This window comes from Rhizobium nepotum 39/7 (genome assembly GCF_000949865.1).
Taxonomy (GTDB): domain Bacteria; phylum Pseudomonadota; class Alphaproteobacteria; order Rhizobiales; family Rhizobiaceae; genus Agrobacterium; species Agrobacterium nepotum.
In genome coordinates, this window is the sequence record NZ_JWJH01000003.1 from 69,777 (window position 1) to 93,180 (window position 23,404).

The following is a 23,404-nucleotide window of genomic DNA, read 5'->3' on the forward strand; positions in this document are numbered from 1 at the left end:
ATGCGTCTAATCCAGTCCATTGCGTCTGGCAAATGAAAGCCTGGTAATATTCGGGGCGGGGATGAGCAAAGTTTCGTGAGCGTTTTGGCGACCAAGAAACAATTGACGGGTCTTTTGGAAAGACCCGGATAAAACGAAGAAAATCAATGCGGTTTTGGAAATGGTACCCCAAGCCGGGATCGAACCAGCACTCCTCTCGGAACCGCATTTTGAGTGCGGCGCGTCTACCAATTCCGCCATTGGGGCAACGGTGGTAATGCCACGGCGTCTATCACGGCCAATACCATGCGTGCAACCCCAAAGCTGACTTTTCCTTTTAAATGAGGCGCGTTTCCAGGCGCTATTCCGCACCTTTTCGGGGCAGAAAATGAAGGTGCGGCGGGGGTCTGGCCGTCCCGTAGCGGTACATCGGTGATTACGCGTTAAAGTAATATTAGATTCCACTAATAAATAACTATATACACAATTGCCAATTGAATTATGATGTCGGTGTGGAGTTTCCACGCGGGGCGGGAATAGCCAGAACTCATAGGGAGGAAATTATGAGGGCGCTTTCTCGCAATTTATTGTTGTCTGCCTGCCTGATCTTACCGGTCAACGCCCACGCGCTGGATATCGGGATCGGTGGTGAGAATGGGGTAAATGCCAGCGTGGGTGGTAATGGCAGCGGCGGGCTCGGTGTCGATGCTTCCGTTGGCGGTAGCGGTGGCGTCAATGCCAGTGCTGATGTCGGCGGCAGGAGCAGCGGTGGGCTGGGCGCGGATGTCAACGCGTCGGTTGGCGGCAGCAACGGGGTCAATGCGGATGTCAACGCATCCGTCGGCGGTTCCAGCGGTGTCAACGCGGGCGTGGGTGCTTCGGTTGGCGGTTCCAACGGCATCAATGCCAATGTCGATGCGAATGTGGGCGGATCGAGCGGTCTCGGCCTGGGTGTCGGGGTCGGCATCGGCGGTTCGGGTTCGCCCGGTAATCCTGGCAATCCGGGAAACCCCGGCAATCCGCATAATCCCGGCAACCCGGGATCGGTGTCGCCCGGCGCTATGCGCAATGCCATACAGGCCTATAACGACATGTCGCGAACCGAGCAGATCAAGCTCGTCCGTCGTTGTGCCGATATTCTGGGTGGCGGATACGATGCGGCGCTGACGCAATTGTGCAAGATGATTCGGACGGCCTCGCGCTGACGCGGGATCAACCCTGCCGATCGTCAGATAATAAACCGAAGGATGCCGCAGCGTCCTTCGGGATTAACTGCTCTTGCGCCCGAAGGAGAGGATTTTCTGGCGCAGGCTGCGGGCGAGGTTGCGGGTGTTGCGGTACATGTCCACCTGCGTGGAAACCTGTCGCACGTCGCGGTCGCTGTTCTGCGTAAGCCCGACGACCAATGTGCCCATTTCCTGACGTTCCTGCCAGAAGCGGCTCATGATCGGGTGATCGGGCACGGCGCAGCTGTCGCTGCGCAGAATATTGGCGTCGTCCAGCTGCCAGCCGGTCAGTTTCTGCACCAGCAGCTTGCCGGGGGAAAATTGCGCATAGGTTTCGTCGAAGGCGGTTTTCCAGGTATAGGCCTCGCCGGCCGTCATGAAGACGATCATGGAGGCGATGGCGCTGCCGTTGAGATCGATTGTGTGGATGCGCACCGCATCCGCTTCGGCCAAATTGGTGATGGCCTCGCGGGCGAAGGCGGCACGATAACGGTCGTTGACCAGCGCGCTGCGTTTGCGGCCTTTCCAGCCGCTCGCCTCCAGCGCCAGGAATTCCTCCATGCGGTAGCGTATGTCCTTCGGCTGCCGGGTAACGGTATAGGAGAGGGGCCCGAGTTTTTCGAGCTGCCGCCACTGCCGGCGCATTTCCCGCAGATGGTGCGGCGCGAGTGAACTTCGCAGATAGGCCTCGCCGTCCAGAAGGCTCTCCAGCATCGGCCGCTGATAATTGCCCGTCGTCGTCACCGGCAGGTTGCGGCTAAGCGCAATGGCTTTGAACATGCGGGCAAAAGGCCCCTCGAGCCGCACATCCGGCAGCACCAGAACATTCGGCAAGCGCATTTCCCGGTCGGCAAGCGCATCGAAAAGATTGTCGAGCGTCTCTGCCGCACCCTCGGTATCGACCAGCGGCGTGCCGAGCGGGCCAAACGGATTGGCCCAACCGCGAATAATGGAGGGTCCGATGGAAAAGCCCGGCTTTTCCACGGTAAAGGGCATCAGGAAGCGCATGCGGCTTCTGGCGCCATTCTCGTCGCGAATAAGGGCGAAGCGGACGGATTTGTCTTCGATACGCGGCATTGCGGGCGCAAGAAGCCGACCGGTGAAGAAGACATTCGCCTCCATGACGCGGTTGGACAGGAAGTCGAGTTCTTCCTGCATGTCGTAACCGAGACGGCCTGGATAGACGCAGAATTCGCGGCCGTCGCGTCCCACGCGCCGGCTGCTGTCGGCCACGGGGCGGTCACGCTCCGCCGACGCCATCAGCGCAGCGATGCGCGGGTCCTGAAAATCCGGATTCTTTGGGTCGCTGGACATGCTTATCGTTACACCGCCTTCCGAGTGTCTTGACCCGCCCGGGGATCGTTGAAGGCAAAAAGGACGATCCCGAGTGTGCGGCGAATGGCAATATGCAATAGCACAGCTTCTATACACATGGCTATTGCAACTGCTGCCGCAGCTCCGGCCAGACCATAGACCGGAATCATCGCCATGTTGAGCACAATGTTGCAACCGAAGATGATAATATAGAGCGCCACGCACAATTTCTGTTTGCCGGCCATATTCAGCAGCGTCTCTCCCGGACCGATCACCGCTTTTGCGAGAAAGCCGGCGAAAAGGAAGAACATCAGCTTGTAACCCTGAACGAAGCCGGGACCGAACAGCGACAGCAGGAACGGGCCTGCCAGAAGGACGAGGCCGCCCACGGCCAGCGATGGCCAGAAGGCCCAGCGTGCGGCCTGGCTGGCGAAACTGGCGAGCCCCTGCCGGTCATCGGCGGAAATCAGGGCGGCGAGACGTGGTGCCGCCGCCGCCTGCACGGAAAAAAACACGAATTGCATCAGCACGATGGTTTTTGCCGCGGCGAAATAGATGCCGACCTGATCCGGCGGCAAATAAAGGCCGACGATCACCACATCGGAATTGGTCATCAGAAAACCGATGCCGTCGATCAGGAACATCGGAAAGGCGAACCGTATCCATGGGCGGAAATGAACCTTGCGGGCGACGCTGCGGAAATGCCGGTTGAGCCGGCGGTTCATGAACACGAAGTGGAAAAGCGTGGTGATATAGGTGGCCAAAAGGGCAGCGAGCATCGCCGTCGTCGCGGTTTTTTCCGCACCGAGACCAAGTGCCGCCAGCATGAACAGCAGGATCAGCACCGGGCGAATGATATAGGTGGGGCTGAGCGCGGAGATAGCCCAGCCGTTGGCGCGCGCAGTGCCGTTCAGCACATCGCCCAGCGCCACCATCGGCAGGGTGAAAAGCGCCAGTGAAACAGGGATGAGGTAATAGGCGGCGATATGCTCGCCGAAGAAATAGAGGAAAACGAAACCGAAAAGTGCGAGTGCGCTTGCCGAAAGCATGGCGAAGACGCGCGCCGTCGAGGTCAGTCCCATGATCTTGTCATGGGCATTCTCCAGACGGTAGCCGGGTAAAAAGCGGATGACCGTGGTGTGGAAGCCGAGACAGGACAGATTGCCGAACAGGATCACCAGAACCCAGACAAAGGCGAACAGGCCGTATTCGAATTCGCCCATCAGGCGGGCAAGAATGATCTGGGAGATGAAGGCGATGCCGGCGCTGACGATGCGGACCGCAAAGGCGACAAGCGCCATGCGCTGGGTCCGGGAGACATCGTCACTGGCGGAAACGGCGACATCGATTTTCGCTCGCAGCGGCGACAGTTTCGCGCGCAGGCCTGCGGGTAGGGCTTTTTCCGCCGTATTGAGGATAGCCATGATCCACACGCCATGATTTCCAGTTGAGTGGGCAGCCGGAGTGTAAGCGCCTTATCCTTAACGAAGGGTTTGGGAGGCGGGGGTCTGTGTGCCGATATCGGGCGCCGGCCGTGGTTTGCGGATGCCGTTGAAAAGAAAAAGGGCAAGCGGGCTTCGGCGTATCGCCCGATGCAGCATATAGGCCGTTCCAGTGGTGGCCGCGACGATGATGGCGAATTCCAGGACCGGCGGTAGCGAGATCAGGATGAAGAGCGTGCCGAAGGCATAAATCAGCGGATGGTGGAACAGGTAGATGCTGAAGGAGGCGTCCGTCATCCGTCCGACAAACCGGCTTGGTCTGTCGAAAAAGCGGTAGGCGAGGTCGATCAGCAGGCGGCTTGCCGCCACTGCCGCGATTGTCGAAACCAGCGCCAGCAGGGCCGAATTCGAAAAAGGATTTTGCAATCGCAGCGTCACCGCTGCCACGATTGCGCCGAACGTGACGACGCCTGTGAGAATGCCCGTCTGACGAAAACGGTCAAAGAGAACCCGGTCGCGGTGAAGCAAGGCTCCGATGAGGAAGAAGGGTAGATAGCGCGCATAGGGATCGGAGGCGCGTTCATAGAGAAGAAAAAGGCCGTTCCCGCTTTTTCCCGCAAACAGGCCCGAACCGTAGATCATCAACTCCCATAACACCGGAAAGGTGCAGAGTGCTGCGAAAAACGCGGTGGGATATCGAGCCAGCATCCTGTCGAACCAGTCACTTAAATATGCCAATGGCGGATGCCCTGCCAGAAACAGCAGGCCGGCAAGCAGGACCGAATAAGCGATGAGGGCGGGCAGGAACCACAGATGCATGATCCATTGCTCGCTCGGCAGCAGCAAATCCGGCAGGTTCTGCATCAGACGGTCAGCGGGAATATTGCCTTTGGCAACGCCCGCCAGTCGCAGCAGGAAAAGTTGCGATGGCCCGAGCAAAAGCATGGCCACAATGAAGGGGACGCCGAGGCGAAGGAAGCGCTGCCTGAGCCAGGGCATCTTGCCCTTCCTGCCGATGACCATGATGGAAAAATACCCGGCTACCAGAAAAAATGCCGGCATGCGGAAGGTGGCGAGTGCTGCGCCGAGCGTGGTCAGGATCGGGCTGGTCTCGAAATCCTTGATGTCCCAGGCAAGGGCGTGGCTATAAAGCAGGGACGCGTGATAGGGAATGCCGAGCAGCATGAGGAGCGCCCGCAAGGGGTCCCAATAATGCTCATAGCCTGGTTTTTCCGGTTGCATTTTCCCCTCGCGCTGCAAACGCGATCCCGCCTGATCCGTAACGATCGACACGACTATTGGTGGAAAACGCTAACAAACCCTTCATGCGCCTGAGGGCGTGGGCGGCGCTTTCTTCTTGGGCAGGAGATCGAGCACCAGTGCGCAGCCCAAAATGATGATGCCGGCGCCGAAGAGCTGGGGAAGCGACAGGGGTTCGTCGAGCACCAGGGCGCCGACAAGCACCGCCACGACGGTGACGGCGAACTCAACGCTGATCGCCTTGGTCGCACCTATCGAGGAGACCAGCTTGAAATAGGTGATGTAGGTAAGACCGCTCATGACGATCGCCTGCACCAGAAGATAACCGTAATCGATGAGATCAGGCGTTCCGGGCAACGGCACGGCAAGAAGAAGCGGCAGGGTCATCAGGCCGCCCGTCAGGAAGGAGCCGATGGTGATTTCCCAGGAGCCTACCCCCTTCAGGTGGAGGCTCGCAAAGTTGCTGCCATAGGCAGCGCAGATGCAGGCGGCGACAGCGGCGGCGCAGCCGATGATGAAACCGGTCGTGACGGGAACGGCCGGAAAGCCGACAAGCAGGACTATGCCGGCAAAGCCGATGACGAGACCGGCAATGCCCTGCCGCGTCAGGCGTTCCAGACCCCATATCTGCGAGATGAGCATGGAAAACAGCGGAATGGTCGCCACCAATATGGCGGCCATGGCGGTGCCGATCTGCGGTGTTGCGTAGGAGAGGCCGATCAGTTGCCCGGCGACCGTGGTTGCGCCGACGATTGCGAAAGCGCCCCAGCCGGCGGAAAACGCCAGTTTCCGGCGCGCCGCCCGTGCGATGAGGAAGAGGGCGACGGCGGTTATGAGCGAGCGAAGCGTGACTGCGCCAATCCAGCCGAAGGCGGCCACGACATGCAGAAGCAACAGGAAAGATACCCCCCACGCGAGCGCAAGAAAGATATAGGCGGCGAGATCGCGAGGGGCCATGGAAGCTTTTTCCAAAAGATGATCAGGCTCCCATATGGAAAGTGCCGATACCAGTCAACACCCCGGTCGACACCGATGATCCGGCACAAACAAATCGCCCGTAACTGAGGTTACGGGCGATCGATTTCTGGCAGAAACTCGGCTTTTACGCCTGTTCGTAAACGCCGTGGCAATGTTTGTATTTTTTGCCGGAGCCGCAGGGGCACATTTCGTTGCGGCCGATACGGCCCCAGCTGGCGGGATTGTTCGGGTCGCGGTCCTCGGCCGGTACGAAAGCGGCCTGTACGCCCTGTGCCATCTCATCTTCCCCAGTGACGGGGTCGAGGTGGTGCGCGGTCATCTCAGGCAGTTCCGGCTGCTGCTGTTCCTGCTGCACCAGTTCCACGCGCATCAGCTGGGCGGTGACGGCTTCGCGCAGATTGGTAAGCAGCGACTGGAACAGCTCGAAGGCTTCCGCCTTGTATTCCTGCAACGGATCGCGCTGGGCGTAACCGCGGAAACCGACGACGGAACGAAGGTGATCGAGGTTGACGATATGTTCGCGCCACAGGTGGTCGATCGTCTGAAGCACGACCGAGCGCTCGACATAGGTCATGATCTCGGGGCCGAAACGCTCCGCCCGCTCGGCGGCATATTTGTCCGCTGCCTCGGTGACACGCTCAAGAATATCGTCCTCGGCGATGCCTTCTTCCTTGGCCCATTCCTCCACCGGCAGGTCGAGGTTCAGGAACTGCTCGATACCGGCCTTGAGACCGGCGATATCCCACTGTTCGGCATAGGCATTTTCGGGAACGTGCTTGGCGACGAGCGCTTCGATCACTTCGTGGCGCATGTCGGCGGCGGTTTCGCCGATATTGTCGGATTCCATCAGCTCGAGGCGCTGCTCGAAGATGACCTTGCGCTGGTCGTTCAGCACGTCGTCATATTTCAGAAGGTTCTTGCGGGTCTCGAAGTTGCGGGCTTCGACCTTCTTCTGGGCGCGTTCCAGCGCCTTGTTGATCCACGGATGGACGATGGCTTCGCCTTCTTTCAGGCCAAGCTTCTGCAACATGCTGTCCATGCGCTCGGAGCCGAAGATACGCATCAGGTCGTCCTGAAGCGAAAGGTAGAATTTGGAGCGGCCGGGGTCGCCCTGACGGCCGGAACGGCCACGCAGCTGGTTGTCGATACGGCGGCTTTCGTGGCGTTCGGTGGCGATGACGTAAAGACCGCCGGCGGCGAGCGCCTTTTCCTTCAGAACCTTGATCTCGGCGCGGATCGCTTCTTCCTTCGCGTCAAGCTCGGGGCCCGGCTCCATGCCTTCCAGCTCACGCTCGAGACGCATCTCGACGTTGCCGCCGAGCTGGATGTCGGTGCCGCGACCGGCCATGTTGGTGGCGATGGTGACGGCGCCGGGAACGCCGGCCTGCGAAACGATATAGGCTTCCTGCTCGTGGTAACGGGCGTTCAGAACCTGGAAATCGCTAAAGCCGGACTGGCGCAGCATGTGTGCCAGAAGCTCGGATTTTTCGATGGATGTCGTGCCGACGAGAACCGGCTGGTTGCGTTCATGCGCCGCCTTGATCTCGGCGATGATGGCCAGGAACTTCTCCTCGCCGGTACGGTAGACCTCGTCGTCCTCGTCGATACGCAGGATCGGCAGGTTGGTCGGCACCTCGATGACGTCGAGACCGTAGATGTTGCCGAACTCTTCCGCTTCCGTCGATGCCGTACCGGTCATGCCGGCAAGCTTTGCATACATGCGGAAGTAATTCTGGAAGGTGACGGAGGAAAGCGTCTGGTTTTCCGGCTGGATCTGCACCTTTTCCTTGGCTTCCAGCGCCTGGTGCTGGCCTTCGGAATAACGGCGGCCCGGCATCATGCGGCCGGTGAATTCGTCGATGATGACGATCTCGTCGTTGCGGACGATGTAGTCCTTGTCGCGGGTGAAGAGCTTGTGGGCCTTCAGCGCATTGTTGATGTGATGGACGATGGCGACGTTTTCGATGTCGTAAAGCGATTCGCCCTTAAGGAGGCCAGCCTGCCGCAGCAGGTTTTCGAGCTTCTCGGTGCCGTCTTCGGAGAAGTTGGCCGAACGCTGCTTTTCATCGATCTCGTAGTCTTCCGGCGATAGAAGCGGAATGAAAGCGTCGATGGTGTTGTAGAGATCGGAGCGGTCGTCCAGCGGGCCGGAGATGATGAGCGGCGTGCGCGCCTCATCGACCAGAATGCTGTCCACTTCGTCGACGATCGCGTAGTTGTGGCCGCGCTGCACCATCTGGGCGCGGTCATATTTCATGTTGTCGCGCAGATAATCGAAGCCGAGTTCGTTGTTCGTCGCGTAGGTGATGTCGCAGGCATAGGCCTCGCGGCGCTGGTCGTCGTCCAGCCCGTGCACGATGACGCCGGTCGTCAGACCGAGGAAACGATAGAGCTTGCTCATCGTGGCCGCGTCACGCTGGGCGAGGTAATCGTTGACGGTAACGACATGCACGCCCTTGCCGGCCAGTGCATTGAGGTAGACCGCAAGGGTCGCCACCAGCGTCTTGCCTTCACCCGTCTTCATTTCGGCGATGGCGCCTCCATGCAGGATCATGGCGCCGGTCAACTGAACGTCGAAGGGGCGCATGTGCAGAACGCGGCGCGACGCCTCGCGAGCAACGGCGAAAGCCGGGATCAGCAGATCGTCCAGCGACTTGCCGTCCGTTAGCTGTTGACGGAACTCCACCGTCTTCGCCGCCAGCGCTTCGTCGGAAAGGGCCTTGGTGGCTTCTTCCAGCGCGTTGATGGCTGCGATCTTGCTTTTATAGGAGCGGACGCGGCGTTCATTTGCCGAGCCGAACAATTTGCGGGCTATTCCGCCGAGACTGACCATCTTACTGGCCCTTTCTGAAATTCCGTTTTCGCGGGCGCTTCCCTCCATCATGCGGATTTCACCAACAAATGACGGACTTCGCCCTTCAACGTATCTGGACGCGAGGTTGCGTGACAGATAAGAGGGGGGGCAAATGATGTCAACGGTTCTGCCCGTTACAGAATGGCCACATTCCAGTGTTTGGAAGTTTTTTCAGAGCCGGAAACCATGTCTGGAGCCGGCATTGTCCCTGAAAGGTTCAAAATGTTGCGCTATAATAAAATTGCGGCTGCGGTGATTGTGGCCACGCTCGGCCTCCAGTTCCCGGCTTTCGCACAGGAAGACAAGGTTGTCGCCAAGGTTGGCGATCTGGAAATCCACCAGTCCGAACTCGATCTCGCAATGGGCAATCTCGATCCGCAGCTTGCACAGCTCCCCGACGAGCAGAAGAAGGTCGCAGCTCTTTCCGGCGCGATCGACGTCAAACTTCTGGTGAAGAATGCCAGCGCCGAAGGTCTGGAAAAGACCGAGGATTTCAAGAAGCGCATGGAATTCATTCAGGACCGTGAGCTGCACAACGCCTATTTCCGCAAGCATGTTGTCGATGCCGTCACCAATGACGAAGTCAAGGCACGCTACGACAAGGAAGTCGCAGCCCTGCCGCAGGAAGAGGAAATCAAGGCCGCCCACATCCTCGTAGCAAGCGAGGACGAAGCCAAGGACGTCATCAAGCAGCTTGATTCAGGCAAGGATTTCGCAGCACTCGCCAAGGAAAAGTCGACCGATTCCAACAAGGATGACGGCGGCGATCTCGGCTGGTTCGGCAAGGGCCGCATGGTGCCGGAATTCGAAGAAGCCGCTTTCGGTCTCGAAAAGGGCGCCTACACCAAGACGCCGGTGAAGACCCAGTTCGGCTTCCACGTCATCAAGCTGGAAGACAAGCGCATCGCGCCGCCGCCGGCTTTCGAACAGGTCGAGCCGCAGGTTCGTCAGCTTGTCATGCGTGACAAGTACGTTGCCCTTATCGAGAAGGCAAAGGCTGACCAGAAGATCGAAATCATGGATGAGACGCTGAAGAAGGGCTATGACGAAGCCTCGAAGGAACAGCAGGCACAGCCGCAGCCGCAGCAGTAATATACCCATGTTACGGGGCGGCTATAGGCCGCCCCGTTTCATCTCAGGCACTTTCAACTTCCCCTTTTTCCGAATTTCAGGCGCTTTCCCATGTCCGTTGCCGTTTCCCCGCTCGCTCCGAAATCCTATCCCGACATGCCCGCGCTGCGCGGCGTTCGCATGGCGACGGCTGCCGCCGGCATCAAGTACAAGAACCGGACCGACGTTCTCCTGATGGTGTTCGACAAGCCCGCAAGCGTGGCCGGCGTCTTCACCAAATCGAAATGCCCCTCGGCCCCGGTCGATTTCTGCCGCGCCAATCTCGGCGGCGGCGTGGCGCGTGCCGTGGTGGTCAATTCCGGCAACGCCAATGCCTTTACCGGCGTCAAGGGCAAGACCGCGACCGAACTGACGGCGAAATCCGCTGCCGTTGCCGTCGGCTGCTCTGAAAACGAGGTGTTCCTGGCATCGACCGGCGTGATCGGCGAGCCGCTGGACGCCACCAAATTCGCGGGCGTTCTGGGCGACATGCAACGCATGGCCGAAGCCGATTTCTGGCAGGAAGCCGCCAAGGCGATCATGACGACGGATACCTACCCGAAGGTCGCGACCCGTACCGCCGAAATCGGTGGCGTCATCGTCACCATCAACGGCATCGCCAAGGGCGCCGGCATGATCGCGCCTGACATGGCGACGATGCTCTCCTTCGTGGTGACGGATGCCGACATCGAGCCCGCCGCCCTGCAATCCCTGCTTTCGTCCGGCGTCGGCCCCACCTTCAATTCCGTGACGGTCGACAGCGACACGTCCACCTCCGATACTCTGATGCTGTTCGCCACGGGCGCGGCGGCGGAAGACGGTCAGGTGAAGGTGACGAGCGCCGACGACGAGCGTCTTTCCGCCTTTCGCGCCAGCCTGAACGATCTCCTCAAGGATCTGGCCCTGCAGGTGGTTCGCGACGGCGAAGGCGCGCGCAAGATGGTTGAAGTCACCGTCACCGGCGCGGAAAACGATGCCGCCGCCAAGAAGATCGCCCTTTCCATCGCCAATTCGCCGCTGGTGAAGACCGCCGTTGCCGGCGAGGACGCCAATTGGGGCCGCGTCGTTATGGCCGTCGGCAAATCTGGCGAAATGGCCGACCGTGATCGCCTCGCCATCTGGTTCGGCGGCGTGCGTGTGGCCGTCAACGGCGAGCGTGATCCGGATTATTCGGAAGCGGAGACCACCGCCGTGATGCGGCAGGAGGACATTCCGGTGAAGGTCGATATCGGTCTCGGGCAGGGCACGGCCACCGTCTGGACCTGCGACCTGACCAAGGAATATGTTGCGATCAACGGCGACTACCGGAGCTGACCGTTGGAGCCGAAGAGAATGCAGGACAACAATGCCGTCAATCTGCCGCTGGTTCGCCGTCTGGAAGCCGTCAGCTTCCGGGCATGGCCTGCCTCGTCGGTGATTTATGACGGCAGCTGGCAAATCCGCCTCACGGGTTCGCATCCGTCCAAGCGCATCAATTGCGTAGTGCCGCTCGATCCGTCCGACTATGGAAACTCTGCGGTGCGGCTGGAAAAGGCGCGCAAGCGCTTCGAGGATTTCGGCCGTGCGCTGGTGGTGCGCGAAACGACGCTGATGCCGCCGCAACTCAAGGATTTTATGGTGAATGACGGCTGGTCCGTGTTCGAAGAGGTCAGGGTCATGACGGCCGATCTCTCCGGCATGGAACTGCCGGAAACGCTGGTCAGCCTGCCGAGCCACGATATCGGCCGTTTCGTCGAGGCGAGTATCAAGGTCAGCGACGGCGACCCGGCTTTGCGCCCGGCGATCGCTGAAATCCTCAGTTCGATCAAGCCGACACTCGGCCTGTTCATCAACGAGGAAGTGGGAGGCAGCCCGCTCGCCACCGTCATCTGCGTGCAGGATAACGATCTTGCCGGCATTCTTTCCCTTGATGTCGAGAAGTCGCAGCGGAAAAAAGGGCTTGGTACGCAGCTTCTGGCGTCGGCACTGCGCTGGGCGCGGATCAGCGGCGCCAAAAGCGCCTGGTTGCAGGTTGTCTCCACAAATCTGCCCGCGATCGCGCTTTATGAGAAATTCGGCTTCGCTGAGGCCTATACCTATCGCTATTGGCGCAAGGCTGACGAAGAATGAGTGAGGCAGGCAAAAAAATTCTGCTGGTTGCCGCCTGCGCGCTTCTCGATCAGGATGGCCGCATTCTTCTGGCGCAGCGTCCCGAAGGCAAGTCGCTTGCCGGCCTGTGGGAATTTCCAGGTGGCAAGGTGGAACACGGCGAGACGCCGGAGGAAACCCTCGTCCGCGAGCTGGAAGAGGAGCTGGGTATCAAGACCAAGGTCGCCTGCCTCGCACCGCTGACTTTCGCCAGCCACACTTACGAGACTTTTCACCTGCTGATGCCGCTTTACGTGTGCCGTCGTTATGAAGGCATCGCGTACGGGCGGGAAGGGCAGGCAATCAAGTGGGTGAAATCGCAGGCTCTGCGCGACTATCCCATGCCCCCGGCCGACGAGCCGCTCATCCCATTCCTTCAGGATCTGGTTTAAACCGGCATTGGGTCGAGGGTGATCTCGCCTCCGGGCGATTCCATGCTGTCACAGCTTGGTGAAAACGCCCCGCAACGCCTTTTTGCCGTACCAAAATGAAGCTGTGTTAACAGATCGTTCAGCACCCTCTGGCAGATTGTTAAGCTAAAGAAGCGGTAAACTGCGCGTCACGAGGTTGGTTATGAACGAGGATTTCTGGAAGACGGTGGAAGGTCGTCACTCTTATTCCAACAAATCCCGTCGCACCGGCGCGCTCAATGTCGCGCTGCTTTTCGGGACGGCTGTGATTGCCCTCTCCCTGATCATTACCCCCATGCTCGCCGGGAAATCATCCACGCGCGTGGCGCAATTTCCCGAAAATTACGACATGATAAGCACCGGCTCCATCAAGAAGACCGATGCGGGCAAGACCTATTCCATCCGCCGCAGCATAACCCAGCCGATGCCGGAGATGCCCTGTGTCGTGACGGGCTACAGCAATGAGGGCGGTTGCTGATCGTTTACCATCATCGCTAACGGATTCCTCATGTCGGCGGCCTAGTCTAAATTCGATTTTAGTAAGGTATAATGCCGGCGGGCGGAAGCACCGGATGGTGGATGGGGATATCTGTGCTGCATTGTTTTATTAGTTTATGTAAGGACGAAGGCGGCGCGACCGCAGTCGAATATGGCCTGATCGTCGGGCTGATTTCCGCCGCTCTCATCGCCGGCGCCGGCACCATCAGCAGCAATATCAACACAGTCTTCCAGTTCATCGCCGACACTTTCGCCAACATTTGAAACCGTCGGGCTACGCGCTCAGGACAGTTTCACCTCGGTCGTCTTCAAGGCATCGGCGAGACGCATCTTGGCGGAGCCGGGCTTCAGCGGTTTCTGCTGGCTCTCATGCGGTGCCCAACCTGAGACATAGATGATGGAAAACGTCGCCCTTATCCGCCCGTCCGGATCGGAATAACGCTCGGCGTAAAGCTCTGCCGCCCGCAGGAAAAAAGCGCGGTTGAGCGGTTTTCTGCTGCGGCTTGCCAGCGGGTTCGCCATGCCCATGGCGCGCAGGTCGCGCATCAGCGGAAAAATCGAGTCGTAACGCACGGTATAGGTTTCGGCATCGGTGACGGGAAGCGCAAAACCGGCACGCTGCAAAAGCGCGCCGACATCACGCACATCGGCAAAGGGAATGACGCGGGGACTTGCGCCGCCAGTCAGTTCGGCTTCAGCCGTCAACAGCACGTCGCGCAACTCCTGCAACGTGCCGCTGCCGGGAATTGCGCCGAGAAACAGCCCGTCAGGCTTCAATGCCCGCCTTATCTGGATCAGCGCGCCGGGCGTATCGTTGGTGAGGTGCAGGGCAAGCGGTGAAACGATGAGATTGGCGGAGGCTTCCGCGAGCGGCAGATGCTCCATGGAGGCGGCCTCGGGGATATTCCCATCCGTCGCAAAACGGGTGTCCGTTTCGATGCGGTGGATGGTATCCACCTTGCCTGTCTCGCCCAGGCGTCGGGCGGTGATACCCGTTCCGCCGTGCAGTTCGACTGCGGTCTCGAAGCGGCGCTCGACGATGGCGAGCCGGTCGGCAAACTCGTCGGCCGCCATGTCGAGAAGAAACAGGGCCTTGTCGTCGCGCCGGTTCCACGCTCGGCGGCGGTTTTGTTCGATCAGGGCCTGGTCAAAGAGAATATCCATCGTCGTGCCTGCTCGGCCTCAAACGCCTTCGGGATCGGCGGGCCGCGTCGTTGTTGTCATGCCGCTTCGGGCATCTTTTTCCGGTCTCGGGCCGGAACATATCGCTCTCGCAAAGGCACCCGTTCGGCGCTAAAGTCAACCTCATGGGTGCTGGGGAAGATCTGTTTTCGGGGTTGCTGTCGAAGTCTGCGACCGTGTCGGTGGCGGCGCGCGGCGTGTTGCACTCGGCTTTCCGCATGGTCTATCCGCCCACCTGCGCAGGCTGCGCCCGCATGACCGGCGGCGAGGGTGCCTTGTGTGCCGATTGCTGGCGGGATGTGGCGTTTATCGATCGGCCTTTCTGCGAGGTTCTCGGCATTCCCTTCGCCCGGAGCCATGGCGAAGGTGTTGTAAGCGCGCGAGCCATCGCCGATCCACCGCCCTTCGACCGCCTGCGCGCGGCCGCCACCCATGAGGGAGCGGCCCGCAAGCTGGTGCACCGGCTGAAATATCAGGACCGGACCGATCTTGCCCGTTTGATGGCGCTGTGGATGCTGAGGGCCAGCGACGGAACGGTCGATGCCTGCGATTGTATCGTGCCGGTTCCGCTGCATCGCCACCGTTTCTGGCGTCGCCGTTTCAATCAGTCCGCCGAGCTGGCCCGGCATCTGGCCAAGGCCGCCGGCAAACCGTTGCTCGCCGGTTCGCTATTGCGTGTGAAGCCGACCGAGCGGCAGGTGGGGCTGTCGGCGCTCGCTCGCCGGGATAATGTGCGGGGTGCTTTCGCAATCGCGCCCGGCCGAGAACCCGATGTTTACGGCAAGCGGGTGGTGCTGGTGGACGACGTTTATACCACCGGTGCAACGGTGGGTGCGGCAAGCCGCATCTTGCGGAAGGCGGGTGCCACGGATGTGACCGTTTTGACCTTTGCAATGGCCGTTTCCGGGCCTATATGAAGCCTGAAAGACATAATTATATCGTGCGTTTCAGCGCACATATGCGAGGCTTCGAAAAACATGGCACCGGTAACGATCTATACGCGGGATTTTTGTGGTTATTGCGCGCGCGCCAAGGCGCTTCTGGACAGCAAGGGCGTCGATTATGCCGAATATAACGCCACGACGACGCCGGAATATCGGCAGGAAATGATCGAAAAATCCGGCGGCGCAACCTTCCCGCAAATATTCATCAACGGCGAGCATATCGGCGGCAGCGACGATCTGCATGCGCTGGAACGCGCCGGCAAACTAGACGCAATGCTGGCTGGCTGATCGGCCCATTTACGGGCATGGAGGATGGGATGACTTTCAAGGCTGCTGCCATTCAGATGCGTTCAGGTGTCGACCCGGTCAAAAATGCCGCCGATATGACGCGGCTGGTGCGCGCCGCTGCCGCTCAGGGCGCGGTCTATGTGCAGACACCGGAAATGACAGGCGCAATCCAGAAGGACAGACAGGCGCTTCGCGCATTGTTGCGTGATGACGAGGGCGATATCATCGTTGCGACCGCTGCCCGGCTGGCGCGCGAACTCGGCATCCATGTCCATGTCGGTTCGACGGCGATTGCCCGCCCGGACGGCAAGATCGCCAATCGCGGTTTTTTCTTTGCGCCTGACGGTTCCCGTATCTGCAGCTATGACAAGATCCACATGTTCGATGTCGATCTCGACAATGGCGAAAGCTGGCGCGAAAGTGCGGCTTATGAACCCGGTGTCGAGGCGCGTGTCGCCGAAATTCCGCTGGCGAAATTCGGCTTCGCGATCTGCTACGATGTTCGTTTCCCGCAGCTTTTCCGCGCGGAAGCGCTTGCCGGCGCCGAGGTTCTGACGGTTCCGGCCGCCTTCACCCGCCAGACCGGGCAAGCCCACTGGGAAATTCTGCTGCGTGCCCGCGCCATTGAAAACGGCGCTTTCGTCATCGCCGCCGCGCAGGCTGGCGTGCATGAGGATGGGCGCGAAACTTTCGGTCATTCCATCATCATCGACCCATGGGGCAAGGTTCTGGCAATCGCCGGCGGTGCCGGGGAAGAGATCATTTTCGCCGAAATCGACACCTCGCTCGTGGCCGCCGCGCGCGGAAAAATTCCCAATCTCCGCAATTCCCGCGAGTTTGCCATGGATACGGTTATTCCCCTGAAACCTGCTGGAGGTGAGGCGGCGTGATCCGATATGCGCTGGCCTGTGAAAAGGGCCATGAGTTTGAAGGCTGGTTTTCCGGGGGCGACGATTTCGACAATCAGTTGCAGCGTGGCTTCCTGTCCTGCCCGGTTTGCAACTCCGTTCAGGTCTCCAAACTTCTGATGGCGCCTTCCGTTTCCACCGCCCGCAAGAAAGACGAGCGCCAGACGCTCGCCATGGATACGGCGAAAAAAGAAGCGCTGGCAAAAATCCGCGAAGCGGTCGCCAATATTCGCGCGAATGCGGAAGATGTCGGCGATAAATTTCCCGAAGAGGCCCGTAAAATCCACTATGGCGAGGCGGACGAACGCGGCATCATCGGCCACGCTTCGGTGCAGGAAGCCAAGGCGTTGATTGACGAGGGCATCGAAATCGCGCCGCTGCCGGTGCTGCCCGACGACGTCAACTGACGGCCGGGTCACACCCGGCCATGACGGAGATTTGGTCGCGTTACCCCTGCGCTGCTCTTTTCGCCAGCATCATGTAGTTGACCTCCATGTCCGGCGAGAGATTCCAGCGGTCCTGCAGCACGTTATAGAAGACGCCGGTGCGGTGGACGATATCCATGCCGCTTGCCACCAGCGGCCGTTCGAGCTCTTCCGGGCGAACCAGCTTTTCATATTGGTGGGTGCCGCGCGGCAGCCAGCGCAGCACGTTTTCGGCAGCGAAGATCGCGAGCGCGCGGGCTTTCAGCGTGCGGTTGATGGTGGCGGCAAACATCAGCCCGCCGGGGCTCACCATTTTCGCGCAGGTGGTGACGAAGAGATCGACATTGGCCACATGCTCGACCACCTCCATGTTGAGGATGACGTCGAAGGTTTCGCCCGCCTCCAGCAATTGTTCGGCGGTCACGGCGCGATAATCGACGCTGACGCCGCTTTCACGCGCATGGGTGGAGGCGATGCCGATGTTCTTTTCCGAAGGATCGGCGCCCACCACATCCGCGCCCATGCGTGCCACAGGTTCCGACAGAAGGCCGCCGCCACAGCCGATATCCAGTATGCGCAGGCCCTCCAGCGGGCGGTGCGCCTTCGGGTCGCGGCCGAAATTGTCGCAGATGCGGTTGCGGATATATTCGAGCCGCACCGGATTGAATTTATGCAGCGGGCGGAACTTGCCCGTCGGGCTCCACCATTCCGCAGCCATCGCGGAGAAGCGATCCACTTCGCTCTGGTCGACGGTCGTCTGTGCGGTTTCGCTCATGGTTCTGCTCCATATTGCTGTTTCATTGAAGTCGGATGATTGCCCCCCGAAGTCAAGACCGGCGGTCCATTCCGCCGGCAAATTGTCCGGTGCGCCATTGCCGCAGGTGGAACTGAAGCGGGCCTTGATTTGTTTCATGCTGCGTTCATGGAACACCGCGTATTTTCCGATCATGGCAGTATGCGGAACGCATGCTCGTCCATCGAAAGCGATGGATGCCGACAAGGGCAAAGCGGGCCTTTGCTTGAGGAGAAAGAAGTGAAGAAAAAACTGTTTGGCGCAATTGCGCTGGTGGCCATGCTCGCCGCGCCGGCTCTTGCCGAAGCCGCGACGCGCGGCTTCGCCACCGCGAATGTGAACATGCGCTCCGGCCCGAGCACAGCCTATCCGGCTGTCGTCGTCATTCCGGCCGGCGCACCATTGACGGTGCATGGCTGTCTGTCCGATACACCGTGGTGCGACGTCTCTTTCATCAGCGGTCGCGGCTGGGTCGCTGGTCGCTATATCCAGACGACGTACCGGCAGAATCAGGTCTATGTCGAGCCGCGTTATTACCGCGATCTCGGCGTTCCGGTGATCACCTTCGAAGCCGGCCGTTATTGGGACCGTTATTACCGCGACCGCGACTTTTACCGCGAGCGTGACCGCTGGCGTCGCCCTTCCGGCGGTTACTGGAACGCTCCGCCGCCGCGCGGCGACTGGGAGCGCCCGCGTCCGCGCGAGGAATGGCGGGATGGACGCCGCGATGAGCGGCGCGATCCGCGTCAGGATGGCGGACCGAACGACGGGCGCTGGGAGCGTCGTTACGGCGACTGGAACCAAGGTGATAGAAATCAGGGCGACAGAAATCAGGACCGTCCGCGCCGTGAGGACAACCGCCCCCGCTTTGAGGAAGAAAACCGGGACCGCAATCGCGATCGCCAGCCTAGTCAGGACGAAGGTCAGCGCCGTCCTGAACGTCGCCAGTGGGACGACCCACGCCGTGCGCCTGCCTCGGAAAACTTTCAGGGCGGCTGCCGGATCGGCGACCCCGGCTGCGACCCGCGCTAAACAGAAAAAGCCCGGCGAGATTTCGTCGGGCTTTTCATTCGACGTCTAAGAGCATTGCCAGAGCGTCTTTATTTAGCGGCAGCTGCCTTGCGTGCGCGGGATTTCGGTTTTGCCGGAGCTTCGGCATCCGGCGTTGCGACAACGGCTTTCGGCGCAGCCTTTTTGCGCGGCGCGGGCTTCGTCGCTTCCGATGTCTTCAGCAGCGAAAATTCATGTCTTGCCTGTTCCCAATGGTCCCCATCGCGGCCATGGGGGTGGCCTTCCTTTTCCCAAAGTGTATAGGCCCTTTTGCTGATCCACTCTTGTTCCGAAACCTGCATGCTCGTCTCCCGTTGCTGTTGACAACGCCTTTGAGAAGGCGACATTCCGCTTGGTCCGGCACACGCTCGACAGGAATCAATGCCGGCATTTTCAAGCTCCATTACATGCCATGAATTTCCGGGCGTCAAGCAAACATGCTGCATTGCGAAAGCGGATTTCAGGCATTTTACGCGGGTGAAAGCGGTTTGAGCGAAAGACGTTCCTCGAAGACAAGATCAACGTTGCGTGATCGCGCCAAGGTCGCCAAGATGGGCGGATGAACGGTAGCGGAGGAGGCGACCTTGGAACTTGCAACGGCAGGGGCGGCGGAAGCGGAGACGCAGGTCATCGTCGAGAGACGGGGAAGGGCCGGCATCATCCGCCTCAACCGCGCGAAAGCGATAAACAGCCTGACGCTGCCGATGGTGCGCGCCATGTTTCAGGCGCTTCGGCGTTTCGAGGAGGACCCCGGTATTTCCTGCGTGGTGCTGAGGGGAGAGGGCGACAGGGGGCTTTGCGCGGGTGGCGATGTCCGCATCATTCATGACCTCGGCAAGGCGGGTGATCCGCAGGTACTGGATTTCTGGCGGGAGGAGTTTCCGCTGAACTATCGCATCGCCCGTTTTGCCAAACCCTACGTCGCGTTGATGGACGGCATCGTCATGGGCGGCGGCGTCGGTATATCCGCCCATGGCAGCCACGGCATCGTCACGGAGCGGACGAAGCTTGCCATGCCGGAAACGGGCATCGGCTATTTCCCGGATGTCGGCGGCTCCTGGCTTCTGCCGAGAGCGCCGGGCGAATGCGGCACCTGGCTGGGGCTGACCGGCAACATCGTCACCGGCGCCGATGCGATCCATGCCGGTTTTGCCGATCATTTCGTCCCCTCTGAGCGACTTGCGGATTTGGTGCATGACCTGTCGCAGGCGGCGGATGACGAAGGTGTCGAGGCGGCTATCCGCACCTATGCCGTCGAAGCCGGCGAGGGGGTCCTGTCAGCAAACCGGCAGGTCATCGACGCGACATTCCGTTTCGATACGGTGGAGGAGATTTTCGCGGCGCTCTCGGCGCGCGACGATGCGTTTTCGCGCGAGACTCTGGAGGTCCTTAAAAAACGCTCCCCCACCAGTCTGAAACTGACCCTGAAATTGCTGCGCCTCGGCCGGGAAAGCGCCAGCCTTATCGAATGCCTCGAGCGGGAATTTGCCGCCGGCACCGAAATATTGCGGGGCCATGATTTTTATGAGGGCGCGCGCGCGGCCCTGGTCGACAAGGACCGCAATCCCCGCTGGCAGCCGGAACGGCTGGAGGACGTGCGCGAGGAGGACCTTCTCCCCTACTTCGCCGAGCATTCCGGAAATCTGTTTCCGCGACATCGTCTTTAGATTGCGTGACGCAAAAGAAATCCGGCTTGTCGCCATATATGAAATCATAGCCTTTTGAATTGCTGTTGTTTGGGCGAAATTTCCAATCCACGGCCCCGTAAAGCACGGCTGTTTCTCGCGGGCGTTGTCGCCGCCCGCTATGTTGAGGACCATTCGATTTTCCGGGGGTATTCATGAAACGTCTTCTCATTATCGGTACTGCCATCGCCGCTCTCATTGCAGGTGCAGCGCAGGCGCAGTCTCCGACCACCATTCTCAACGCGTCCTACGATGTCGCCCGTGAAGTTTTCGCGGCCGAGAACGAGGCGTTCGTGAAGCTGCATCCGGGCATCACCGTCGATCAGTCGCATGCCGGCACTTCCAAGCAGGCGCGCGCCATCGTCGAGGGTCTGGAAGCCGACGTTGTCACCTTCAATCAGGTGACCGATGTCGATTTTCTGGTGAAGCAGGGTTTCGTATCCGCCGACTGGCAGAAGGATTTCCCGAACGATGCTTCGCCGTTCTATTCCTTCCCGTCCTTCCTCGTACGCGCAGGCAACCCCAAGCACATCAAGGACTGGGACGATCTTGCCCGTGACGATGTGAAGGTGGTTTTCCCCAATCCGAAGACCTCGGGTAACGCCCGTTATACTTATCTCGCCGCCACGGCCTACGCCAAGGAGAAGTTCAACGGCGATGAGAAGAAGGTTCAGGAATTCGTCAAGAAAATCTTCGACAACACGCCGGTTTTCGATACCGGAGGCCGCGCCGCCACCACCACCTTCGTCGAGCGTGAGATTGGCGACGTGCTGATCACCTTCGAAGCCGAGACGCGCGGCATTGCCAAGCAATATGGCGCCGACAAGGTGGAAGGCGTCGTGCCCTCCGTCAGCCTGCTGGCCGAATTCCCGGTGGCCGTGGTGGACAAGGTGGCCGACAAGCGCGGCTCGCGCGATCTGGCGAAGAGCTATCTCGATTTCCTCTACACCGAGGAAGGCCAGCGGATCGCCGCTGAGTTCGGCCATCGCGTCCACAATGAAAAGATTGTCGGCGAGTTCAAGGACAAGTTCCCGGCCATTCGTCTCGTCAACGTCAATGACGTCTTCGGCGGCTGGAATAAAATCCAGAAAGAGCATTTTGCGTCCGGCGCGACGCTTGATACGCTCTACGGCAGCCGTTAATCACGACGACATATAACAGGCAAAAGACCCGGCGGGAAACTGCCGGGTCGCTTTACGATGAAATGGGGGCGGGGTTTGAAGCGGAATGTTCTGCCGGGGCTTAAATTGTCCCTCGGCGTTACCCTCACTTACGTCGCCATCATCGTGCTTCTGCCGCTCTCGGCGCTGGTGTTCAAGGCGGCGAGCCTTGGGCCTGCCGAATATTGGGCCATCATCTCATCGCCGCGTGCTGTTGCGAGCTACCGCGTCACCGTGCTGTGCGCGCTGGCCGCCACGCTGTTCAACGTCGTTTTCGGGCTGGCGCTCGCATGGGTGCTGACGCGTTATCGTTTTCCCGGCTGGCGCATCGTCGATGCCATTGTTGATCTGCCTTTTGCGCTTCCCACTGCCGTTGCCGGCATTGCGCTGACGACGCTTTTTGCGGGTAACGGCTGGTTCGGCTCTGTGCTGGCGCCGCTCGGCATCAAGGTCGCCTATACGCCGCTTGGCATCATGGTGGCGATGGCCTTCACCAGCCTGCCCTTCATCGTGCGCACCGTGCAGCCGGTGCTGGAAGACCTCGATCCGGCACTGGAGGAAGCGGCGCAATCGCTCGGCGGTTCCGATTTCGAAATCTTCCGCAAGGTCATCCTGCCGCTTCTGACGCCGGCTCTGCTCGCCGGTCTGTCGCTCTCCTTCGCGCGCAGCCTTGGTGAATTCGGGGCGATCATCTTCATTGCCGGCAACCAGCCTTTCTCGACGGAAATTACGGCACTGCTGATCTTCATCCGGCTTGAGGAATATGATTATCAGGCCGCCGCCGCCATCGCCTCCGTGCTGCTCATCGCGGCCTTCGTGATGCTGGCGGTCACCAATGCCCTACAGGCGCGTGCGCTTCGTTATACGGTGAGGAGCTGAGACATGAGCGCCATTTCTTCCCGCCGCAAGCCACCGCGTGTCGGTGATGCACCTCTCGTCCGCCGCAGCCTGATTGCTTTCGTGCTCGTCATCGGCGCGTTTCTGGTCGTCGCTCCTCTCACCATCATCGGGGTCGAGGCGTTTTCGCAGGGCTGGAAGGTCTATTCCGCCACCATCACCCATCCCGATACCCGCCACGCCATCATGCTGACGGTGCTGACGGCGCTGATTGCCGTGCCCATCAACACCGCCTTCGGCGTTGCGGCGGCATGGGCGATCACCAAATTCGACTTTCCCGGACGGCGCTTCCTGCTGGTGCTGATCGAGATACCCTTTTCCATCTCCCCGATCGTCGCCGGTGTCGCCTATCTCTTCGTTTACGGATTGCAGGGGCTATTCGGGCCGTTCCTCGATGCGCACAACATCAAGATACTCTTCGCGCTTCCCGGCATCGTCATTGCGTCGGTGTTCGTCACCGCACCTTTTGTGGCGCGCGAACTGATCCCGCTGATGCAGGCGCAGGGCCGCGATCTGGAAGAGGCGGCGACCTCACTTGGCGCATCCGGTTGGCGCACGTTCTTTTCGGTGACGTTGCCGAATATCAAATGGGCGCTGCTTTATGGCGTGGTGCTGTGCAACGCCCGCGTCATGGGTGAATTCGGCGCGGTGTCGATCGTATCAGGCAATATTCGCGGCCAGACCAACACGTTGCCGCTGCATATCGAACTGCTCTACCACGATTACCAGACGGCCGGCGCCTTTGCCTCTGCCTCCATCCTCGCTCTGCTTGCCGTCGTCACCATCATCGCCAAGGTGGCGCTGGAGGGGCGCGGCGCGGGGCGTGGAGCCAAGAAGACCAACGGCGATGCCGCCATCGCCACGGAGACCTGAT

25 protein-coding genes and 1 tRNA gene are annotated in these 23,404 nt (G+C 60.1%); 17 read left to right on the top strand and 9 right to left on the bottom strand.

What is annotated here, in order from left to right; genetic code table 11:
- Positions 1–161: 161 nt before the first annotated feature.
- Positions 162–246 (bottom strand) — tRNA-Leu (locus tag RS75_RS03540).
- A 296-nt stretch (positions 247–542) separates the two neighbouring features.
- Here RS75_RS03540 and uppQ point away from each other — a divergent pair.
- Positions 543–1,184: a polysaccharide biosynthesis GNAT family N-acetyltransferase UppQ gene (uppQ, locus tag RS75_RS03545; RefSeq protein WP_045017454.1), complete on the top strand. Its 642-nt coding sequence runs from the start codon at positions 543–545 to the stop codon at positions 1,182–1,184.
- 63 nt (positions 1,185–1,247) lie between these two features.
- Here the strand turns inward: uppQ and RS75_RS03550 are convergent, their stop codons facing one another.
- The 5 genes from RS75_RS03550 to secA form a co-directional block, all read right to left on the bottom strand.
- Positions 1,248–2,519 carry a GNAT family N-acetyltransferase gene (locus RS75_RS03550; RefSeq protein ID WP_045017455.1) on the bottom strand — a complete coding sequence of 424 codons (1,272 nt, stop codon included), beginning with the start codon at positions 2,517–2,519 and terminating at the stop codon, positions 1,248–1,250.
- 8 nt (positions 2,520–2,527) lie between these two features.
- Positions 2,528–3,943, bottom strand: a complete 1,416-nt coding sequence (uppV, locus tag RS75_RS03555; protein ID WP_045017456.1) for a Wzx-type polysaccharide biosynthesis protein UppV — start codon at positions 3,941–3,943, stop codon at positions 2,528–2,530.
- 57 nt (positions 3,944–4,000) lie between these two features.
- Entirely contained in the window at positions 4,001–5,203 is a 1,203-nt protein-coding gene (locus tag RS75_RS03560; protein ID WP_084686439.1) for an acyltransferase family protein, read from the bottom strand.
- Positions 5,204–5,284: 81 nt separating this feature from the next.
- On the bottom strand, positions 5,285–6,178 hold the full coding sequence (locus RS75_RS03565; protein ID WP_045017457.1) for a DMT family transporter: 894 nt from the start codon (positions 6,176–6,178) through the stop codon (positions 5,285–5,287).
- Between the two features lie 145 nt (positions 6,179–6,323).
- Positions 6,324–9,032, bottom strand: coding sequence for a preprotein translocase subunit SecA (gene secA / locus RS75_RS03570; protein ID WP_045017848.1), 2,709 nt, complete (start codon positions 9,030–9,032; stop codon positions 6,324–6,326).
- A gap of 243 nt (positions 9,033–9,275) precedes the next feature.
- Between secA and RS75_RS03575 the strand changes: the two genes are divergently transcribed.
- The 6 genes from RS75_RS03575 (at position 9,276) to RS75_RS03600 (ending at position 13,462) form a co-directional block, all read left to right on the top strand.
- Positions 9,276–10,145 (top strand): peptidylprolyl isomerase, encoded by an 870-nt coding sequence (locus tag RS75_RS03575; RefSeq protein WP_045017851.1) that lies wholly within the window; start codon positions 9,276–9,278, stop codon positions 10,143–10,145.
- Between the two features lie 90 nt (positions 10,146–10,235).
- Positions 10,236–11,477: a bifunctional glutamate N-acetyltransferase/amino-acid acetyltransferase ArgJ gene (gene argJ / locus RS75_RS03580; protein ID WP_045017458.1), complete on the top strand. Its 1,242-nt coding sequence runs from the start codon at positions 10,236–10,238 to the stop codon at positions 11,475–11,477.
- 18 nt (positions 11,478–11,495) lie between these two features.
- On the top strand, positions 11,496–12,272 hold the full coding sequence (locus RS75_RS03585) for a GNAT family N-acetyltransferase (RefSeq protein WP_045017459.1): 777 nt from the start codon (positions 11,496–11,498) through the stop codon (positions 12,270–12,272).
- Positions 12,269–12,682, top strand: a complete 414-nt coding sequence (gene mutT, locus RS75_RS03590) for an 8-oxo-dGTP diphosphatase MutT (RefSeq protein WP_045017460.1) — start codon at positions 12,269–12,271, stop codon at positions 12,680–12,682. The genes RS75_RS03585 and mutT overlap by 4 nt, the downstream gene beginning before the upstream one ends.
- A gap of 181 nt (positions 12,683–12,863) precedes the next feature.
- Positions 12,864–13,178: a hypothetical protein gene (locus tag RS75_RS03595; protein ID WP_045017461.1), complete on the top strand. Its 315-nt coding sequence runs from the start codon at positions 12,864–12,866 to the stop codon at positions 13,176–13,178.
- A 101-nt stretch (positions 13,179–13,279) separates the two neighbouring features.
- The gene (locus RS75_RS03600) at positions 13,280–13,462 is read left to right on the top strand and encodes a Flp family type IVb pilin (RefSeq protein ID WP_045017462.1); all 183 of its coding nucleotides are present in this window, start codon (positions 13,280–13,282) and stop codon (positions 13,460–13,462) included.
- 18 nt (positions 13,463–13,480) lie between these two features.
- Here the strand turns inward: RS75_RS03600 and RS75_RS03605 are convergent, their stop codons facing one another.
- Positions 13,481–14,362, bottom strand: a complete 882-nt coding sequence (locus RS75_RS03605) for a methyltransferase domain-containing protein (RefSeq protein WP_045017463.1) — start codon at positions 14,360–14,362, stop codon at positions 13,481–13,483.
- A 143-nt stretch (positions 14,363–14,505) separates the two neighbouring features.
- Here RS75_RS03605 and RS75_RS03610 point away from each other — a divergent pair, with 143 nt between their 5' ends.
- The 4 genes from RS75_RS03610 to RS75_RS03625 are packed head-to-tail and all read left to right on the top strand — an operon-like array spanning position 14,506 to position 16,927.
- A complete protein-coding gene (locus RS75_RS03610) occupies positions 14,506–15,297 on the top strand; it encodes a ComF family protein (RefSeq protein WP_045017464.1) in 792 nt (263 codons plus the stop codon).
- A 60-nt stretch (positions 15,298–15,357) separates the two neighbouring features.
- Positions 15,358–15,612, top strand: a complete 255-nt coding sequence (grxC, locus tag RS75_RS03615) for a glutaredoxin 3 (RefSeq protein WP_045017465.1) — start codon at positions 15,358–15,360, stop codon at positions 15,610–15,612.
- A 29-nt stretch (positions 15,613–15,641) separates the two neighbouring features.
- On the top strand, positions 15,642–16,502 hold the full coding sequence (locus RS75_RS03620) for a carbon-nitrogen hydrolase family protein (RefSeq protein ID WP_045017466.1): 861 nt from the start codon (positions 15,642–15,644) through the stop codon (positions 16,500–16,502).
- Positions 16,499–16,927 carry a DUF1178 family protein gene (locus tag RS75_RS03625; RefSeq protein ID WP_045017467.1) on the top strand — a complete coding sequence of 143 codons (429 nt, stop codon included), beginning with the start codon at positions 16,499–16,501 and terminating at the stop codon, positions 16,925–16,927. Before RS75_RS03620 ends, RS75_RS03625 begins: the two co-directional genes overlap by 4 nt.
- Positions 16,928–16,967: 40 nt before the next feature.
- Here the strand turns inward: RS75_RS03625 and ubiG are convergent, their stop codons facing one another.
- Complete coding sequence (gene ubiG, locus RS75_RS03630) at positions 16,968–17,720, bottom strand: bifunctional 2-polyprenyl-6-hydroxyphenol methylase/3-demethylubiquinol 3-O-methyltransferase UbiG (RefSeq protein WP_045017853.1); 753 nt, start codon at positions 17,718–17,720, stop codon at positions 16,968–16,970.
- On the opposite strand from ubiG, the gene RS75_RS26160 reads away from it, so the two are divergent.
- Positions 17,719–17,982, top strand: a complete 264-nt coding sequence (locus tag RS75_RS26160; RefSeq protein ID WP_152643105.1) for a hypothetical protein — start codon at positions 17,719–17,721, stop codon at positions 17,980–17,982. The genes ubiG and RS75_RS26160 overlap by 2 nt on opposite strands.
- Positions 17,979–18,770, top strand: coding sequence for an SH3 domain-containing protein (locus RS75_RS03635; protein ID WP_045017855.1), 792 nt, complete (start codon positions 17,979–17,981; stop codon positions 18,768–18,770). The genes RS75_RS26160 and RS75_RS03635 overlap by 4 nt, the downstream gene beginning before the upstream one ends.
- A 68-nt stretch (positions 18,771–18,838) precedes the next feature.
- Here the strand turns inward: RS75_RS03635 and RS75_RS26735 are convergent, their stop codons facing one another.
- Entirely contained in the window at positions 18,839–19,090 is a 252-nt protein-coding gene (locus RS75_RS26735; protein ID WP_045017468.1) for a DUF2934 domain-containing protein, read from the bottom strand.
- Between the two features lie 282 nt (positions 19,091–19,372).
- On the opposite strand from RS75_RS26735, the gene RS75_RS03645 reads away from it, so the two are divergent.
- From RS75_RS03645 to cysW, 4 genes are all read left to right on the top strand, one after another.
- Positions 19,373–20,455, top strand: a complete 1,083-nt coding sequence (locus RS75_RS03645; protein ID WP_045017469.1) for an enoyl-CoA hydratase/isomerase family protein — start codon at positions 19,373–19,375, stop codon at positions 20,453–20,455.
- 173 nt (positions 20,456–20,628) lie between these two features.
- Positions 20,629–21,615: a thiosulfate ABC transporter substrate-binding protein CysP gene (gene cysP, locus RS75_RS03650; protein WP_045017470.1), complete on the top strand. Its 987-nt coding sequence runs from the start codon at positions 20,629–20,631 to the stop codon at positions 21,613–21,615.
- A 57-nt stretch (positions 21,616–21,672) separates the two neighbouring features.
- Positions 21,673–22,512, top strand: a complete 840-nt coding sequence (cysT, locus tag RS75_RS03655; RefSeq protein ID WP_084686422.1) for a sulfate ABC transporter permease subunit CysT — start codon at positions 21,673–21,675, stop codon at positions 22,510–22,512.
- 3 nt (positions 22,513–22,515) lie between these two features.
- Positions 22,516–23,403: a sulfate ABC transporter permease subunit CysW gene (gene cysW, locus RS75_RS03660; protein ID WP_045017471.1), complete on the top strand. Its 888-nt coding sequence runs from the start codon at positions 22,516–22,518 to the stop codon at positions 23,401–23,403.
- Position 23,404 lies beyond the last annotated feature (1 nt).